At 68.1% G+C, this 15,810-nt stretch carries 20 protein-coding genes; 6 read left to right on the top strand and 14 right to left on the bottom strand.

Annotation, left to right across the window (positions count from 1 at the left end; translation table 11 throughout):
* Positions 1–5 precede the first annotated feature (5 nt).
* The gene (locus AB0M48_RS14755) at positions 6–512 is read right to left on the bottom strand and encodes a MaoC family dehydratase (protein ID WP_090065688.1); all 507 of its coding nucleotides are present in this window, start codon (positions 510–512) and stop codon (positions 6–8) included.
* 285 nt (positions 513–797) lie between these two features.
* On the opposite strand from AB0M48_RS14755, the gene corA reads away from it, so the two are divergent.
* Together corA and AB0M48_RS14745 are read left to right on the top strand one after the other, a co-directional pair.
* Positions 798–1,868 carry a magnesium/cobalt transporter CorA gene (gene corA, locus AB0M48_RS14750; protein ID WP_363840999.1) on the top strand — a complete coding sequence of 357 codons (1,071 nt, stop codon included), beginning with the start codon at positions 798–800 and terminating at the stop codon, positions 1,866–1,868.
* 139 nt (positions 1,869–2,007) lie between these two features.
* A complete protein-coding gene (locus AB0M48_RS14745; protein ID WP_363840996.1) occupies positions 2,008–2,385 on the top strand; it encodes a hypothetical protein in 378 nt (125 codons plus the stop codon).
* On the opposite strand, the gene AB0M48_RS14740 is transcribed toward AB0M48_RS14745, so the two are convergent.
* On the bottom strand, positions 2,369–3,448 hold the full coding sequence (locus tag AB0M48_RS14740; protein WP_363840993.1) for a DUF2332 domain-containing protein: 1,080 nt from the start codon (positions 3,446–3,448) through the stop codon (positions 2,369–2,371). The genes AB0M48_RS14745 and AB0M48_RS14740 overlap by 17 nt on opposite strands.
* Before the next feature lie 65 nt (positions 3,449–3,513).
* On the opposite strand from AB0M48_RS14740, the gene AB0M48_RS14735 reads away from it, so the two are divergent.
* The 3 genes from AB0M48_RS14735 to AB0M48_RS14725 are packed head-to-tail and all read left to right on the top strand — an operon-like array spanning position 3,514 to position 5,527.
* Positions 3,514–4,185: a metallophosphoesterase gene (locus AB0M48_RS14735; RefSeq protein ID WP_319988431.1), complete on the top strand. Its 672-nt coding sequence runs from the start codon at positions 3,514–3,516 to the stop codon at positions 4,183–4,185.
* Positions 4,175–5,041, top strand: a complete 867-nt coding sequence (locus AB0M48_RS14730; protein ID WP_319988430.1) for a chromosome partitioning protein ParB — start codon at positions 4,175–4,177, stop codon at positions 5,039–5,041. The genes AB0M48_RS14735 and AB0M48_RS14730 overlap by 11 nt, the downstream gene beginning before the upstream one ends.
* A 9-nt stretch (positions 5,042–5,050) precedes the next feature.
* Positions 5,051–5,527 (top strand): GNAT family N-acetyltransferase, encoded by a 477-nt coding sequence (locus AB0M48_RS14725; protein WP_363840988.1) that lies wholly within the window; start codon positions 5,051–5,053, stop codon positions 5,525–5,527.
* A gap of 15 nt (positions 5,528–5,542) precedes the next feature.
* On the opposite strand, the gene AB0M48_RS14720 is transcribed toward AB0M48_RS14725, so the two are convergent.
* The 10 genes from AB0M48_RS14720 to AB0M48_RS14675 all read right to left on the bottom strand — a co-directional run bounded on the left by AB0M48_RS14720 (position 5,543) and on the right by AB0M48_RS14675 (position 14,287).
* On the bottom strand, positions 5,543–6,535 hold the full coding sequence (locus tag AB0M48_RS14720; protein WP_363840985.1) for a hypothetical protein: 993 nt from the start codon (positions 6,533–6,535) through the stop codon (positions 5,543–5,545).
* Between the two features lie 75 nt (positions 6,536–6,610).
* Positions 6,611–6,823, bottom strand: coding sequence for a hypothetical protein (locus AB0M48_RS14715; protein ID WP_363840982.1), 213 nt, complete (start codon positions 6,821–6,823; stop codon positions 6,611–6,613).
* A gap of 146 nt (positions 6,824–6,969) precedes the next feature.
* The gene (locus AB0M48_RS14710; RefSeq protein WP_363840979.1) at positions 6,970–7,857 is read right to left on the bottom strand and encodes an SDR family oxidoreductase; all 888 of its coding nucleotides are present in this window, start codon (positions 7,855–7,857) and stop codon (positions 6,970–6,972) included.
* Between the two features lie 271 nt (positions 7,858–8,128).
* Positions 8,129–9,313, bottom strand: a complete 1,185-nt coding sequence (ugpC, locus tag AB0M48_RS14705; protein ID WP_363840977.1) for a sn-glycerol-3-phosphate ABC transporter ATP-binding protein UgpC — start codon at positions 9,311–9,313, stop codon at positions 8,129–8,131.
* Positions 9,314–9,321: 8 nt separating this feature from the next.
* Entirely contained in the window at positions 9,322–10,167 is an 846-nt protein-coding gene (locus AB0M48_RS14700; RefSeq protein WP_363840974.1) for a carbohydrate ABC transporter permease, read from the bottom strand.
* Complete coding sequence (locus AB0M48_RS14695; protein ID WP_363840971.1) at positions 10,167–11,123, bottom strand: sugar ABC transporter permease; 957 nt, start codon at positions 11,121–11,123, stop codon at positions 10,167–10,169. Before AB0M48_RS14695 ends, AB0M48_RS14700 begins: the two co-directional genes overlap by 1 nt.
* On the bottom strand, positions 11,120–12,373 hold the full coding sequence (locus tag AB0M48_RS14690; RefSeq protein ID WP_363840968.1) for an ABC transporter substrate-binding protein: 1,254 nt from the start codon (positions 12,371–12,373) through the stop codon (positions 11,120–11,122). The genes AB0M48_RS14695 and AB0M48_RS14690 overlap by 4 nt, the downstream gene beginning before the upstream one ends.
* 167 nt (positions 12,374–12,540) lie before the next feature.
* Positions 12,541–13,101, bottom strand: a complete 561-nt coding sequence (locus AB0M48_RS14685; protein ID WP_319988421.1) for a general stress protein — start codon at positions 13,099–13,101, stop codon at positions 12,541–12,543.
* A 53-nt stretch (positions 13,102–13,154) separates the two neighbouring features.
* Complete coding sequence (locus AB0M48_RS14680) at positions 13,155–13,664, bottom strand: hypothetical protein (RefSeq protein ID WP_363840964.1); 510 nt, start codon at positions 13,662–13,664, stop codon at positions 13,155–13,157.
* Positions 13,665–13,687: 23 nt separating this feature from the next.
* A complete protein-coding gene (locus tag AB0M48_RS14675; protein ID WP_363840961.1) occupies positions 13,688–14,287 on the bottom strand; it encodes a hypothetical protein in 600 nt (199 codons plus the stop codon).
* Between the two features lie 20 nt (positions 14,288–14,307).
* Here AB0M48_RS14675 and AB0M48_RS14670 point away from each other — a divergent pair, with 20 nt between their 5' ends.
* Positions 14,308–14,466, top strand: coding sequence for a hypothetical protein (locus AB0M48_RS14670; RefSeq protein WP_363840959.1), 159 nt, complete (start codon positions 14,308–14,310; stop codon positions 14,464–14,466).
* Here AB0M48_RS14670 and AB0M48_RS14665 read toward each other — a convergent pair.
* Entirely contained in the window at positions 14,447–14,932 is a 486-nt protein-coding gene (locus tag AB0M48_RS14665; RefSeq protein WP_363840956.1) for a hypothetical protein, read from the bottom strand. The two genes, AB0M48_RS14670 and AB0M48_RS14665, sit on opposite strands and share 20 nt — an antisense overlap.
* A gap of 9 nt (positions 14,933–14,941) precedes the next feature.
* Complete coding sequence (locus AB0M48_RS14660) at positions 14,942–15,763, bottom strand: hypothetical protein (protein WP_363840953.1); 822 nt, start codon at positions 15,761–15,763, stop codon at positions 14,942–14,944.
* Between the last annotated feature and the right edge of the window lie 47 nt (positions 15,764–15,810).

Here is a 15,810-nt window from a genome sequence, read left to right as displayed (position 1 = left end):
CACAATCAGTTGGACACAGGTTCCGGCCGCCCCGGCTGCTCGCCACCGCGGGCCTCGCCGTAGGACTGCTTCGGCACCATGACCTTGCGCCTGAAGATGCACACGACCGTGCCGTCCTGCTTGTAGCCGCGAGTCTCCACGTAGACCACGCCCCTGTCGTCCTTCGACTTGGACGGCGTCTTGTCGAGCACCTCGGTCTCACCGTAGATCGTGTCACCGTGGAACGTCGGCTTCACGTGCCGCAGCGACTCGATCTCCAGGTTGGCGATCGCCTTGCCGGAGACGTCGGGCACGGACATGCCCAGCAGCAACGAGTAGATGTAGTTGCCGACGACGACGTTCTTGCCGAAGTCCGTCGTGTTCTCCGCGTAGTTCACGTCCATGTGGAGCGGGTGGTGATTCATCGTGAGCAGGCAGAACAGGTGGTCGTCGTACTCCGTCACCGTCTTGCCAGGCCAGTGCTTGTAGACCGCTCCGACCTCGAACTCCTCGTAGTACCGACCGAACTGCACCGCGCCTCCAACTACGTGTGATCGAGATCTGTCTTGGGTGGGGAGACAGTCTTTACGCGGAGGGAGTACCCTCGGCAACCGGTGTGTGAGGATTTCCACCACCAGAGACTCCGCCCTGAGGAGGTGAGGACCCCTAAATGAGCAAGGACCCCCACCCTGCCAGTACCAAGCGCGTCCTCACCGAGGTGGCCTGCTAGATCGTTCTAGTTCGCCGAGTCCCCACCGGTAGGACGCCCGTCGTGCTTTTCGTGCACTTGACGACGTGTGGCCCTGGAGGAACTCACCATGCCCAGCCTGCCCTCGATCCGCGGACGCGGCGCCCAGCAGCGCCCTGCGCCGCGCATCGCCGTACCCGTGTCGCACTACGTGGTCGACTGCGCGGTCTACGTCGACGGCAAGCGCTTGCCCGGCCGGTGGACGCACACCGACGCCGTCAAAGAGGTCGGCAAGCGCAAGGACGGGTTCGTCTGGATCGGACTGCACGAGCCGGACGCCGAGCAGATCGAGGGCATCGCCGAGACGTTCGGCCTGCATGAACTCGCGGTCGAGGACGCGGTGCACGCGCACCAGCGCCCCAAGCTGGAGCGGTACGACAACACGCTCTTCATGGTGTTCAAGACCGTCCGCTACGTGACGAACGAATCTCCTGACACCGCGAACGAGATCGTCGAGTCCGGCGAGATCATGGTGTTCCTGGGCAAGGACTTCGTCATCACCGTGCGGCACGGCAACCACTCCGGGCTCTCCAAGCTGCGGCACGTGCTGGAGGCCGACCCGGAGCGCCTGGAGATCGGCCCGTCCGCGGTGATGCACGCGATCGCCGACCAGGTCGTCGACAACTACCTCGAGGTCACCGACCACATCGAGGCCGACATCGACCGCATGGAGGAACGGGTCTTCGCGCCGCGCACCGAGGTGAGCGCGGAGCAGATCTACATGTTCAAGCGCGAGGTCGTGGAGCTGCGCCGCGCGGTGATGCCGCTCGCGAACCCGTTGCGCCGCTTGGCGGAGGGCTACACGCCGCTCATCCCCGAGCAGGTGCGCGCGTTCTTCCGCGACGTCGACGACCACCTCACCGAGGTGTCCGAGCGCGTCACGGCGTTCGACGAACTGCTGACGACGCTGGTCGACGCGACGCTCGCGAAGATCACGCTGCAGCAGAACACCGACATGCGCAAGATCACCTCGTGGGTCGCGATCATCTCCGTGCCCACCATGGTCGTCGGTGTGTACGGCATGAACTTCGACTACATGCCCGAGCTGAAGTGGAAGTTCGGCTATCCGCTGATCATGAGTCTGGTCCTGATCGCCTGCCTGACGCTCTACCGAATACTGCGCCGAAATCGCTGGCTCTAGTCCCGGTTTCGCCCGCATTTTTCGTTGTAGAAGGGCCCTGTCATGACCAGAATCCTCACCAACATCCGCTTCTGGATCCTCGCGTTCCTGCTCTGCTGGATCACCACCGTGTTCGTGCTGATCAGCGGAACCCCCTGACGTGTACGCGCGGCTGACGAACCTCAGGTTCTGGCTGCTGGTGTTCCCCATCGGCTGGCTCGCGATGGTCTTCGTGTCCATCGCGATCTGGCCGTCTCCGGGTGCCGCGTCACCGGACGAGCTCGCCACCGAGGTGACGAACGCGTTGCGCGCACACGACTTCCACAAACTGGAGCCGTTGCTGGCGGTCGGCGGCGAGGACGTCGCGAAGACGACCACCGACCAGTTCCAGACCGCGCAGGTGGACCGCGGCGTCTACCGCGACGGCGCCATCGTCGTCGAGTACACGCACGACGGCACCCGCGCGGAGTTCCGGCTGCCCGTGGAGATGCGGGACGGCCGGTACGTGGTGAACCCGGTCGTCACTCCCAAGGGGTGACGTTCCAGGTGAACGGCGTGCCGTGGCCCGCGCCGTGGCCGAGGTTCAGCGAGATCCCGGCCGGCCAGAGCTTGAGCAGCAGCTCGAACCGGTAGTCGTCGTCCGTGCGGCGCGGCTCGAAGACCAGCAGTGCCAACGGTGTCGTGGGTGTCGCCTTCGCGGCCGCGTCCGCCAGCACGGCCCTGCCCATCGCCCGGTCGGCGGGCGAGACGTACTGCCACACCACGGAATGCCACACGACGGTGAGCACGTCCCGTTCGGCGCGGGCGAGCTGTTTCGCCAGCCACTCCGGACCGGCCGACCGGTCGACCCTGACGGGGTCGGTGGCGGCGAGGTCGAGCGCGTCCCGCAGTCGGTTCCACCTCTCCAGCTGATCCGGCCAGACGAACGAGCTCAGGTGCAGCCGTCCGTCCTCTGTGGACAGATCGACCGGGTTGAGGTCGCAGCCCGCCCTGCCGACGACGCGCAGCCGGTGGCTCAGGTCGGCGGACGGCCTGCCGGTCCACTCCGGGTCGAGGACCAGGAGGCTGTCCGGATCACCGAGGACCGTGTCCTCCAGTTGGTAGCCGACGTGGTGCGGACGCAGGTTGAGCCCGCCGCTCGCGCCGACCTCCAGCAGCCGCACGCAGAACGGCACGTGCCGCCCGGCGGCCTTCGCGGCCTCCTGCGCGGCGACCATCAGACCGCCGTAGAGGGGCGCGCTGCGGCCGGGTTCGTTGGTCTGCACGACCGTGGCCAGGACGCGTTGCCTCAGGACGTCGGCGTGCGCGTCGAGAGCGGGCAGCGCGTCCTCCCACAGCGTCGGCAGGTGGGGCTGGCCGCCGACGGACGGGTAGTGCTTCGCGAGGCCGGGCGCGCGCCCTTCGAGCACGAGCCGGTGGACGGCGCCCGCGAACCGCAACCCGGGCACGGTGCCCTCCCGGTCGCGTTCGGAACCGGCCATGATCCTGGCCGTGACACCGCCCTGCCGGAGGTCGTCGGCAGCGTCGGTGAGGAGTCGCTGGGTCAGCGGACTGCGGTCACGGCATCCGTGGGCGGCCGCGGCGAACAGCTCGGCAAGCACGGTGAACACGCTAATGGCAGCCGCGCCACCCGTCATGTGGTGAAAGACCTCATTACAGTGCTGGGATGGCTCGGATTCTGGCCGTCGCGGACGAGGTGGTCGAACAGCTGTGGACCGATCAGGTGCACCAGCACTCGGCCGTCGACCTGATCGTCGCGGCGGGTGACCTGCCGTTCGACTACCTGGAACACCTGGCCAACGCCCTGGACAAGCCGCTGGTGTTCGTCCCCGGCAACCACGACACCGACCTGTCGGGCTACTCGAACGTGCGCGGCCTGTGGACGAAGGCGGGCGTGCCGGTGCGGTGGCCAGGACCAGCCGGTGCGGTGAACGCGGACGAACGTGTGGTCGATGTCGCCGGCCTGCGGATCGCCGGTCTCGGTGGTTCGATCCGCTACAACAAGGGCCCGAACCAGTGGACGGAACGGCAGCAGGCCCGCCGTGCCCGCCGGGTGTCCCGGCTGGCCGGGTGGCGCAGGCTGCGGGACGGACGTGGCGTGGACGTGCTGCTGACCCACTCACCGCCGTTGGACTGCGGCGACGAACCCGACGGGCCGCACCGCGGTTTCGACTGTTTACGCGGACTTGTCTCACGGCTGCAGCCCTCGTTCATGCTGCACGGCCACATTCATCCGCACGGCGTGCCGCGCCCAGACCGTTCGTTGGGCGCCACACGCGTGATCAACGTCGTTCCGCAGAAGGTGCTGGAGATCTCGGGAGGTCGAGATGAGACGTGACACCGGTTTCCCCGTGGCCGACGCCGAGAGCGACTTCCTGCGCGCTCGCCGCCGTCAGGTGATGTCGCGCCTCGCGGCCTGGCTGCGCCGCGAGCCCGACGACGTGAACATCATGCTGCCGTTCCACGAGGTCGTGGACGCCCTGGGCATGGCCTCGGAGAAGCGCCTGGGCCTGCAGACGATCCGCCTGGACTCGATCGTCGGCAGCGTCGACCGCACCCGCGACTTCGACCGCCGCTTCCGCCCGACCTCCGGCCGCGTCCGGGAACGCTGGCAACGACTGGCCCTGGCCGCGCGCCGCGGCGAGAGCCTGCCGCCGATCGAGGTGTACCGGGTCGGCGAGCTGCACTTCATCATCGACGGCCACCACCGCGTGTCGGTGGCGCACGCGATGGGCCTGGAGGTGATCGACGCGTACGTGACGCAGGTGATCACCCGGATCAACTCGTCCGGCATCCGCTACCGCGGCGACCTGATCGTGAAGGACTACCGGCGCCTGTTCCTCGACCGCGTCCCCCTGAGCGGCGAGGCCCGCGCCGCCGTGGTGCTGTCCGACCCGTGGCACTACGCCCAGCTCGGCGAGCACGTCGAGGCGTGGGGGTTCCGGCTGATGCAGGACAGCGGCCAGTTCCTGGACCGCTCCGAGGTGGCGCGCCGCTGGTACGCCGACGAGTACAAGCCGGTCGTGGCGATGCTGCGGCAGGCCGACATGATCGGCGACCGCACCGAGACCGAGGCGTACATGTGGGTCGCCGCAGAGCGGTACCGGCTGATCCGCACGCACCGATGGGACGCCGACGTCATCAACGCCGTGCGGGAGGAAAGTCAGTCGCACGGACGCAGCCCGCGTGGCTAGCGTGCGCGCGTGACTGATCTTGTCTCCGAACGTCTCATCCTGCGCCAGTGGTCCGAACTCGACGTCAAGGCAGTGGTCGAGGAAGCACGCCAACCGGCGTGGGCCGCCGACTTCCCGGCGGAGGGCGACACGGTGATCGCCGGACTGCTCGCCTCGAACCCGGACTGGCTCTCGCCGTTCGGCCATCGCCTGATCGTCGAGCGGTCGACCGACGAGGTCGTGGGGTCCCTGGGTCTGTTCTGGCCTCCTTCCGACGGCCGGGTGGAGATCGGTTACGGCGTGGTGCCCTCACGCCAGGGGCGCGGCTACGCCTCGGAAGCGGCCGCCGCGCTGACCGCGTTCGCGCTGGGGCTGAACGACGTGCACACCGTCCACGCCAACGTCGAGGTTTCCAACCCGGCCTCCGCCCGCGTGCTGGAGAAGGCGGGCTTCACCCGGTGCGCGAGCACCGACGAGCTGATCAGCTACCAGCGCACGGTCGGCTGACCCGCTCCGGCACGGTCACCGGGGCGCCACCTTCGGCCCGTCCGCGTCCGGCAGCGGCCGCGCCTGGTCCAGCACCTCGTCGGTGTACTTGTCGAGCAGCCGCGTGCCGATCTGCTGCGCGTACCCGAAGATGACCGCCCACAGCAGCAGGGCAGCCGCGGACGGGATGCCGATCAGCCCGCTGGTGACCCCCGCTCCCAGCGCCAGGATGCCGACCACCGCCAGTGCCGCACCGAGCATGATCTTGATCAGCGCCTGGTACCCGATCATCACGTACGGCGAGAGCGATGGCCGGCGGCGTAAGAGCAGCACCACGGCGGCCAGCACCGCGCCGAACGACCCGAGCACCTGCACCAGCCACACGTCCACACCGGACGCCTTCACCGTGCCGCCGGGGCAGACGATGGGCAGCGCGTTCTCCTTCGGGTCGACGCACAGCGGGATGATGCCGGGCTTCACGATGCCGACGACGCCGAGAACCGTGTTGATCACGAACAGCACGAGCGATGCGGCGATCAGCTTGTTGCGCAGCGCACGCGAGCCGGCGTGAGCGAAGTCCGAGTTGTCGTAGGCGGCCCGCAGCGCGTCCACCACGATCGCGCGCTCGACCGCGGGCGTGAACTCCCCCGGCCGCAACGCCTCCAGGGCGCGGCGGCGCGGATCGTCCTCGTCCAGGTACTGCGCCACCCGCGCCCGCAGCCCGGGCAGCCGCCCCAGGAACCCGCGCTCGGCCGAGATCGTGGCCACCTCGGCCTCGTGCAGGGCGCGCCAGGCACGTTCGATGTGCCAGCCCGACCACCACGACGGCAGCATGCGCCACCACGGCTCGCGGGCGTTGAGCATCGCCTCGACCACGTCGGCCTGCGCCTCGGCGGTGCGACGCCACACGTCCCCCTCGGGGTCGACCGGATCGGACGGGCCGAGGGCAGCCAGATCCGCGCGGACCCGGTCCAACCGGGACTGCACGACGAGTCTCCAGTCGGTGACTCTGGGTTTGCGCTCGGCCATGTCCCGATGGTGACAGGAGGGTCTGACAATTTCGGCAGCCATCCGTGTGACGTGCGCAAACGTCACCCGAACACCTCAGTCCGTGATCGTCTGCCGTACCGCACGGAACGTAGCGGCCTCCGCCGGCTCGTCCTTGTCGAACCTGTACAGCCCCGCCACCTTCAGCCGCCCGCTCAGCCACGCCGAGTCCCCGAACGGGAGGTAGCCGCCGGCCTCTGGCCACAACGGCAACGGGTGGTACTCCGGGAACCTCTCCCGAGCCTCGCGCTCGAAGCGGAGTCCGGCCACGACGCAGGTGGAGGCCGATCTTGACGGGCTGCGTGCACTGGTTCCGCCGCTACCTGGCGCTCATGGAGGTCTACGGCAGCGGGGCAAGCATGACCGTCCACAGTTGACCGGCGGGAGAGGCGCCGCCAGACGCCTCCCCCGCCCGCTCAGGCGGTCTGCGAAGGCTCCACCAGCTCACGGAGCCGGGGAGGCATCCTCTTCTCCAACCCGTACGGTTCGAGGTGAGCCTGCAGCACGCCCGTGAACGCCCGCTCGACCGAAGCGGTGTCCCAGTTGTCGCTCTCCAGGATCGGCTGCTTGAAGTACGGCTGACCCACGATGTGCAGCTGCCTGCCGTTGCACCGGATGACCTGGCCGGTGATGCCCTCGGCGCGGTCCGAGAGCAGGAACAGCACCAGCGGCGCCACCTTGCCGGGCGTGCGGTCGGCCGGAATGGCGCGCAGGGAGCGTTCCGACTTCCACACCATCCGCGTGTGCGCGACGGGGCACACGGCGTTCACGCGGATGCCTTCGGGCTCCAGGTCGAGGGCCCACGAGTAGCTCAGCGAGGCCACCGCGCCCTTGGTCGCCGAATAGGTGGCGAGTTTGCGCTGACCGAATGACGCGCCGGACGAAATGTTGATGATGGAACCGCCACCGGTGGCCCTCATCGCGCGCATCGCCGCGATTCCGGTGTAGATGACGCCGAGGACGTTCACCTCGACCACGTGCTTGATGGTCTCCGGGTCGTCTTCCCACGGTGCGGTCTCGTAGTTCAGGCCCGCGTTGTTCACCAGACCGTCGACGCGGCCGAATTCGTCCACGCACAGGTCGACGATCTTGGCCGCCTCGCTCGGGTCCGCGACCGTGTGGTTCGAGGCCACGGCGCGGCCGCCGAACTCGCGGATGTGCTCGGCGACCCGTTCCGCGAGGTCGCTGTCATTGTCGTTGACCACCACCGACGCGCCCGCGAGGGCAGCGTGCATCGCGTAGGCCTCGCCCAGTCCTCGGCCCGCCCCCGTGATGACTACCGCTTTTCCGTCCAGGATCCCCATTGCACGCTCTCTTTCACTCGGCGGCGGTTCACGGGAACCCCCCTGTGGTCCTTGTACCCGCCTTCGACAAGCGTGCGGACGATCCGAAGAGGCGAAGACCACGTTTCGATGAGATGTCGCTGCCGAGCGCCCAATGGCGAACCGAGTTCGGCAGAGCAGATAGGGCGGGACTAATCAGTCCCAGGTGCGCGAGGGCTTTCGCCCTCACTCGATCGAGTGACACAAACGGGCCGCCTTCCCGAGTGGGGAAGACGGCCCGTAAAACGAGAATTCACCGTTCCGTGTAAGTCAGGTTCCTGCCGTTGGACGGATCGAAGAGCTGAACCTTGTCCGCGTCGAACCAGATGTTCGCCGACGCGCCCTCCACCGCCTCGGACGCGGAGGACAACCGGGTCACGAGCGGGATGCCGTCACCCGGCACGTCGTCGGATCCCGCGTCCTTCGCGAGCTCCTGGAGCTCCGCCGAGGCCGCCTGCTCGCCCGTGAGGTTGAAGTAGGCGTACTTGTCCGAGCCCATCGACTCCAGCACGTCCACCTGGTGCGTGAACTTGCCGCCCGACGACAACGCCGCCGCGTCGACCAGCGCCGCGTCCTCGAAGTGTTCCGGGCGGATGCCCATGATCACCTCGCGGGGCGCGTCAGCGGCCTCGACCAGCTGCCGCACCCGGTCCGTCAGCGTCACGTCGCCGATCACCGACCGCAGCGCGCCGTTCTCCAGCGTCGCCGGCACGAAGTTCATCGACGGGGAGCCGATGAACCCCGCGACGAACAGGTTCGCCGGCTGGTCGTAGAGGAACTGCGGCGCGCCGATCTGCTGCACGACACCGCCGCGCATGACGACGACCCTGTCGCCGAGGGTCATCGCCTCGGTCTGGTCGTGCGTCACGTACACCGTGGTCGTGCCGAGCTGCTTCTGCAGGCGCGACACCGAGGTGCGCATCTGCACGCGCAGCTTGGCGTCCAGGTTGGACAGCGGTTCGTCCATGAGGAACGCCTTGGGGTTGCGCACGATCGCGCGCCCCATGGCCACGCGCTGCCGCTGGCCACCGGACAGGTTGGACGGTTTGCGGTCGAGGTGCTGCGTGAGGTCGAGGATCTCCGCGGCCTCCTTGACCTTCTTCTCGACCGTGGCGTTGTCGACCTTGGCCAGCCGCAACGGGAAGGCCATGTTCTCCTTCACCGTCATGTGCGGGTAGAGCGCGTAGGACTGGAACACCATCGCGATGTCGCGGTCCTTGGGCGCCTTCTCGTTGACGCGCTGCCCGCCGATGCGCAGCTCGCCGTCGGTGATGTCCTCCAGACCCGCGATCATGTTGAGGGTGGTGGACTTCCCGCAGCCGGACGGCCCGACCAGGATGATGAACTCGCCGTCGGCGATCTCCAGGTTGACCTCCTGCACGGCCAACGCGCCGTCGGGATACCGCTTGGTCACCTTGTCCAGAACGATCTCTGCCATTGGTCAACTCACCCCTTGACGGCGCCGGAGGTCAGGCCGGCGACGATCCGGCGCTGGAAGAACAACACGAAGAGGATGATCGGGATCGTGATGACCACGGCGGCCGCCGCGATCGACCCGGCCGGGTCCTCGAACTGGGAACTGCCGGTGAAGAAGGACAGCGCCACCGGCACGGTCCGCGACTGCTCGGTCGAGGTGAGCGAGATCGCGAACAGGAAGTCGTTCCAGCAGAAGATGAACACCAGGATCGCCGTCGTGAACACACCGGGTGCGGCCAGCGGCGCGATGACGCGGCGGAACGCCTGCCCCGGCGTCGCACCGTCCATCTTCGCCGCCTTCTCGAGCTCCCACGGGATTTCGCGGAAGAACGCCGAGAGGGTGTAGATCGCGAGCGGCAGCGCGAACGTGATGTACGGCAGGATCAGGCCCGGCCACGTGTCGAACAGACCCAGCGAACGCTCGATCTCGAACAACGGGGACACGAGCGAGACCTGCGGGAACATCGCGATCAGCAGCGAGACGCCCACCAGCAGGTTCTTGCCGGGGAAGTCGAGCCGCGCGATGGCGTAGGCGGCCATCGTGCCGAACACCACGGCGATCGCGGTCGCGATGATCGCGATGCCGATGGAGTTGATCAGCGCCCGCGTGAACTCGGACGTCGAGAAGATGTTCCGGTAGTTCTCGAGACTCCACTCGCGAGGGATGAAGTTGCCGTCCGCCAACGTCTTCGACGACTTGAACGACAACGACACGATCCACAGCACCGGAACCAGCGCGTAGATCACGACCACCGCGTTGAGCAGGCCCCAGCCCCACTTCTTGCCGGTGGTCTCGGCTCCTCCGATACCAGCCATCAGCGCTTCCCCCCGTCGTCACTGCCGGGGGCAGCGGTGCCGAAGAGCTTGATGAACACGAACGCGATGATCGCGACCATGATGAAGATCAGCACGGACATCGTGGATCCGATACCGAGGTTCAAGCCCTTGATGAGGTTGTTGTAGGTCAGCATCGACACCGACGACGTGCCCTGCGAACCCGCGGTGAGCACGAAGAGGTTGTCGAAGATGCGGAACGCGTCGAGCGTGCGGAACAGCAGCGCCACCAGGATTGCCGGCTTCATGATCGGCACGGTGATCTTGATGAACCGCTGCCAGCCGCTCGCGCCGTCCATCGCGGCGGCCTTGAGCAGGTCGTCCGGCACCAGCGCCAGGCCCGCCATCAGCAGCAGGGCCATGAACGGCGTGGTCTTCCAGATCTCCGCGAGACCCACGACCATCAGGGCCGGGATCTTCTCCGTGAGCACGGGATCGCCGCCGAGCGCCTCGGCGAGGTAGCCGGTGCCGGGCGTCCAGGCGAAGCGCCAGGAGAACGCGGCCACGACCGTGACGATGCCGTACGGGATCAGCGTCGTCGTGCGGACGATGCCGCGGCCGACCAGCGCGCGGTGCATGATCAGCGCGAGCGACATGCCCAGCACCAGCTCGACCGCGACGGTGACGACGGTGAGCAACACCGTCACCCACACCGCGTTCCACCAGTACGGGCTGCTGAGCACGGTGACGTAGTTGTCGAACCAGATCCACTCGGTGCGGTCCGGGAACTTCAGGTCGAACCTCTGCATCGACAGCAGCAGCGAGTAGAGGATCGGCCAGCCGGTCACCGCGATCATGGTGATCGCGGCGGGCGCGCAGAGCAGCCAGCCGAGCCTGCGCTCGGCCTTCTTGCCCTCGCTCAGCGCCTTCTTCCCGGGCGCGACGGGAGCCGGTGTGGCCCCGGTCTTCGCCGTGTCCTCTGTCGTCGTCTGGCTCACGGCAGCACCCCCTTCGAGTCGAGAGCGTCCTGCAGTTCCTTGCGCAGCCTGTCCGCCGTGGCCTGCGGGTCGATGCTCGCGGGCGGCGACAGGATCGTGGAGATGACCGTCGAGACGTTCTGGTAGGCGGGCGTGCGCGGCCGCACACTCGCGTTCTTCAACGTCTCCTTGATGTCGTCGCGCATCGGGTACGCCTCGGCCATCTCGGGCTCGTCGTAGACGGCCTCGATGGTCGGCGGCACACCGTCCTTGAGCGCGGCGAGCTTCTGGCTTTCCGCGCCGCGCAAGCACAACACCGCGTCGAACGACTCGTCCGGGTGCGTGGTGTAGTTGCTGACGGCGTAGTTGATCCCGCCGACGGTGACCTTCGACTTCTCACCGCTGACCGTGGGGTACGGCGCCCACTTGAAGTTCTTCGCGAAGTCCGGCTTCTTCTGCGCCGCCGCGTAGACGTACGGCCAGTTGAGCTGGAACGCCGCGTTGCCACCCTCCATGGCGAGGCGCGCGTTGTCCTCGGCCGCGTTGGAGAACGACGGGTCGATCGCCTTGGACGTGGCGAGCTTCTTCAACGCCGCCAACGCTTCCACGGCCTTGGCGTCGACGATGGCCTTGGTGCCGTTCTCGTCGAGGATGGTGCCGCCGTTGGAGTTGACCAGGGTGTTGTACAGCACGACGAGTCCCTCGTACTGCTTTCCCTGCGCCACGATCTGACCGGGCTTCCCTTCCGCCACCAGCGCCTCGGCCATGGAGATCATCTCGTCCCACGTCTTCGGCGGCGTGGGAACGAGGTCGGAGCGGTACCACAGGAGCTGGACGTTGGTGTTGTCCGGAGCCCCGTACAGCTTGCCCTCGTAGGTCGCCGTGTCGAGCGGCGTCTTCAGCGTGCCGCTCTCCACCTGCGACTTGACCGAACCGGTGAACTCCCTGATCCAGCCCGCCTTGGCCAGCTCCGCGGTCCACGTGACGTCGAGCCCGAGGACGTCCATGCTGTCGTCCTCGGCCGCGAGTCTGCGCACCATCTGCTCGCGCTGACCGTCCGCCTCCCGCGGCAGCTTGTTGTAGACGATGTTGTATCGCCCGCCGGCCTTCGCGTTGCAGCTGTCGACGATGGCCTGGAAGTTCTCCTGGGGATACTTGTAAACGTTGACGGTGATGCCTTGGTCGCCAGACCCGCACGCCGTGAGCGTTCCTGCCGCGAGCATCGCGGCACCCACTCCGGCGGCGAGTCGATAGCGCCTCGTCGCACCCATCGGCCCTGCCTCCTTCCCGACTACACGGAGGAGCCAGACCGCAGCGCCCGGCACCTCGTCGTGCCACCGGCCGCACCGGGCGGACCGGTCAACCGAACCTAGGCCCGGTGATCACGAGCCGCAACCAAGGGAAGCAACGATTCAGAACCAATGGCCTTATGGGAGTCTTAAGAACTCGGGTTCACCGGCCGCATCGCGAGCTTCGCGAGCAGGTCACGGCCCTTCTCCGCGGATTTCGGGTGGCAGAGCACGTCATACCGGTTCGCGACCAACTGGGACGCGGACTGGAAGTCCCGCTTGCCACGCGCGGACCCGTACCCGACCGCCGCGAACACCAGGCCGAAGAAGACACCGGTGATCAGACCGGTCAGCACCGGCCCGACGGTGACACCGGGCTCCGGGCTGAACAACGTCAGCAGCAGACCGACGAACAGACCGAACCACGCGCCGCTCGCCGCGCCGGTCATGAGCACCCGGCTCCACGTGAGCTTGCCGGTGATGCGCTCGACCAGCATCAGGTCCACACCGACGATCATGACGTCCTGCACGGTGAAGTCCTCGACGGCCAGGAAGTCGACCGCGCGCTGTGCTTCCTCGTACGTGGCGTACGACCCGATCGGCCACCCCGTCGGCGGAGTGGGCAGGCGGGGAGGGACGCCGGGCCGGTTCGGGTTGGCGAACGGACTCGTCACGGGGACCACCTCTGTCGGACGCGCTGATCGTTCCATCCTGCCAGTGCCCCGTACGGCGTGCCGATACGCCTACAGGTGTTTTGCCGGTTTCAGTCTTCGGGCGGCATGACGACGTGGTCGTCGTCTTTGCCGGGCCGGAAGAACCGCCAGTCCTCGCCTCCCGAACCGCCGCACCGCGCCTCGATCCGGAAACCGTCCGAGAGGAACACCGTCAGATCTCCGTCCGCGTCCAGCTCGACCGACGTCACGACGACCTCTGCTCCGCCCAGGTGCGTGGTCAGCTTCGCGGCCCGGACGTCGAACCTGTTGGCGCCCTGAACGTCCCAGTCGAACTCGCCGTCACCGGTCCAGCCCGGTGGTGGCAGGTAGATGTCGGAGGCCCCGGCGAGGCGTTCGTCGCCGGCGTAGACCCGCCACGGGCCCTGCAGGTGCAGCGCGAACTCGGCGATCTCGCGGGTCCCGCCCCGGCGATCGGGCAGTGCGAGGACGGATCCGAACCCCAGCCAGACGAGATCGCAGGCACGGCCGGCACACCGCCACCGCGCCCCGACCAGATCTGCCGTGGACCGGCGCGCCGCGTCGATCACCAAGTCGTTCACCGGCACATCATCACCGCGGACCGTCAGCCGGGAAACGCGATTTCGAACCGGTGCACGAGCGCGCGGTGCGAGCGCGCGTACGCGTCCCGGCTGTCCGCCACCCGTTCCGTCTCCTTCTTCAACGCCTCGCGGGCGGCACCGGCGTTCCCGCCGAGCACGTGGATGATCGCGAGCTTGCGCGCCCGATCGAAGTCGAGCAACGACTCCGGCTTCGCGACGATTTCGCGGGCCAGGGTGTCCCACTTGGCGTACTTGTCGATGTAGGGCTTGCCGTGCTTGAGGAACGCGGCCACCAGCGACTCGGCGACGGGAGCGTGGTCACCGCCTGGGGTGAAGGTCCACTTCCAGACGGGCTTGTCCGGCATCAGGTGGCCGAGCGGCGCGGACACCACCGGCGTGGTCGGGATTCCGACGCCCAGGGTGCGGCAGACCTCGTCGTAGTGGCGGAAGCAGACACCGGCCAGCGGGGTCAGGTCGAGCGCGCCCGCGATGCCGAAACCCAGCCAGCCGGAGACTCCGCCACCGCGTCCCTGGAGCCAGACGTGGCCGCGGCGGACGAAGCCCGCTGGGCGCAGGGCGGTGTCCACGGCGACGAGCACCTCGGTTTTCGGTGATGGCCTCACGAGCCACAGGGTCCCAAACGATGCCGTATCCCGCTGGTCAGCGGAGCCGCGCGGTCACCTGCTCCGCCCGCGGCAGCCTCGTCGGCGGCTCGTCGGTCACCTGGGCGTACTCGATCGCGGACAGCCGGCCGTCCGCGATCCACAGCAGGATCTCGCCGATCAGCTCACCTGATTCGTGAGATCGAGGCTCGCCGAGGCCTCGGACCAGGGCTTCAGGACGCGAAGGTGGTCGAGCTGGGCGCGCAGAGCGGCGGCACCGGGAAAGTCCGCGGCGAGAATTCGTTCGAGGACGGCGCGTTCGGACGGCGCCAGCGGGCGCGGACCTTCGCACGGCAGCAGCCGCAGCAGTTCGGCGGCCAGCGCGCGGAGCGAGGCCCACCGCGGCGAGACGGCCAGGGCGTCGACGTGCCAGACGGGACTCGGACCGCTCATGGCCTCGAGCAGGGCGTCGATGCGTTCGGCCAGCGCGACGGCCTCGGCGTCGAGGCTCCTCAGCTGGGGCAGGACGTCGTCGAACTCCAGCGCGAGCTCGTCCGCCGACGGCGCGGTGCCGATGGCCTCCAGGTAGGCGCGTTGCGCTTCGGCAGGCATGGCGAGGCGGCGCACCGGGTCGACGAACGGCAGAGGCCGGTCTCCGAGTTGCACGGCTCCCCCTCAGTGCAGCACCGGCCCGAGGAACTCGGCCAGCTTGCGCACCACGTCCGGCGGCACCTCGTCGAGGTGTTCCGTCAGCTGCAAAAGTATGCGACCACCGCCGAGGTGCTCAACGGAAAAACACGGCGCCGTCCCGCAGACCTCTTGCACACCACCCAAAGCAGCGACCTGACGCGGCCCCAGCAACGTGGCCCAGTGCGGACCTCGCGCCAATTCCGCGGCCATGAAAAGGGATTCGTCCAGGCCGACGCCGACGGCGACCTCGTGCGCGGTCCGCACGCCGACGCGGTCCAGTGTGATCCAGCCGCCGCTGGCCTGCACCAGCGAGGCGCCCGACCGGAGGGCGGACAGCCAATCCTGTTGCACCGCATGGGAAATCCAGCCGCCGAACAGCGACCGCGACGCCGTGACCACGACCTGGTGCGGGAACGCGGGGTCGTCCTTCAGCAGGATCTCCGCGGACCAGCCGTGATCGACCAGGGGCACGCCCTGGGAGTCGAGCTGGACCAGCTGCACGCGCAGGAACGACGGCAGGTCGGCCAGGGCGGCCGACCACGACGAAAGGGTGAAGTCACCCGAAGAGAGCAGCAGCCGGGCATATCCCGGCGGCCCCCAGGGCGTTGTGTCGGAGGGGTGGTAGTCGCGCGCCACCGACACGAGCTCCTCGACCGAGGCCGGGCACAGGGGTGCGAGCAGGTCGGTGAACAGGGCGCCGAACCACTTGGCCAGCGCGGGACGGTCGACGCCGGAGAACGTGTCCAGTTCAAGACGGACGACGTGTGGCGGCGACACAGGTCCGGGAAGTGTCAGATCTGTGCTCAAAGTGAGCGAACCTTATGGCCCGCAGGCACAAACCGTTAGGGGCCAGT

This window comes from Lentzea sp. NPDC051208 (assembly GCF_040682435.1).
In the GTDB taxonomy this organism is placed as follows: Bacteria; Actinomycetota; Actinomycetes; order Mycobacteriales; family Pseudonocardiaceae; genus Lentzea; species Lentzea kristufekii.
This window is presented reverse-complemented; position numbering and strand designations above follow the sequence as displayed.

Excerpts from the sequence above, each read along its gene's own strand:
- corA (WP_363840999.1), top strand. The coding sequence starts at position 798 with ATGCCCAGCCTGCCCTCGATCCGCGGACGCGGCGCCCAGCAGCGCCCT.
- AB0M48_RS14735 (WP_319988431.1), top strand. The coding sequence starts at position 3,514 with ATGGCTCGGATTCTGGCCGTCGCGGACGAGGTGGTCGAACAGCTGTGG.
- AB0M48_RS14730 (WP_319988430.1), top strand. The coding sequence starts at position 4,175 with ATGAGACGTGACACCGGTTTCCCCGTGGCCGACGCCGAGAGCGACTTC.
- AB0M48_RS14720 (WP_363840985.1), bottom strand. The coding sequence starts at position 6,535 with ATGGCCGAGCGCAAACCCAGAGTCACCGACTGGAGACTCGTCGTGCAG.
- AB0M48_RS14710 (WP_363840979.1), bottom strand. The coding sequence starts at position 7,857 with ATGGGGATCCTGGACGGAAAAGCGGTAGTCATCACGGGGGCGGGCCGA.
- ugpC (WP_363840977.1), bottom strand. The coding sequence starts at position 9,313 with ATGGCAGAGATCGTTCTGGACAAGGTGACCAAGCGGTATCCCGACGGC.
- AB0M48_RS14700 (WP_363840974.1), bottom strand. The coding sequence starts at position 10,167 with ATGGCTGGTATCGGAGGAGCCGAGACCACCGGCAAGAAGTGGGGCTGG.
- AB0M48_RS14690 (WP_363840968.1), bottom strand. The coding sequence starts at position 12,373 with ATGGGTGCGACGAGGCGCTATCGACTCGCCGCCGGAGTGGGTGCCGCG.
- AB0M48_RS14685 (WP_319988421.1), bottom strand. The coding sequence starts at position 13,101 with ATGGAACGATCAGCGCGTCCGACAGAGGTGGTCCCCGTGACGAGTCCG.
- AB0M48_RS14670 (WP_363840959.1), top strand. The coding sequence starts at position 14,308 with ATGCCGTATCCCGCTGGTCAGCGGAGCCGCGCGGTCACCTGCTCCGCC.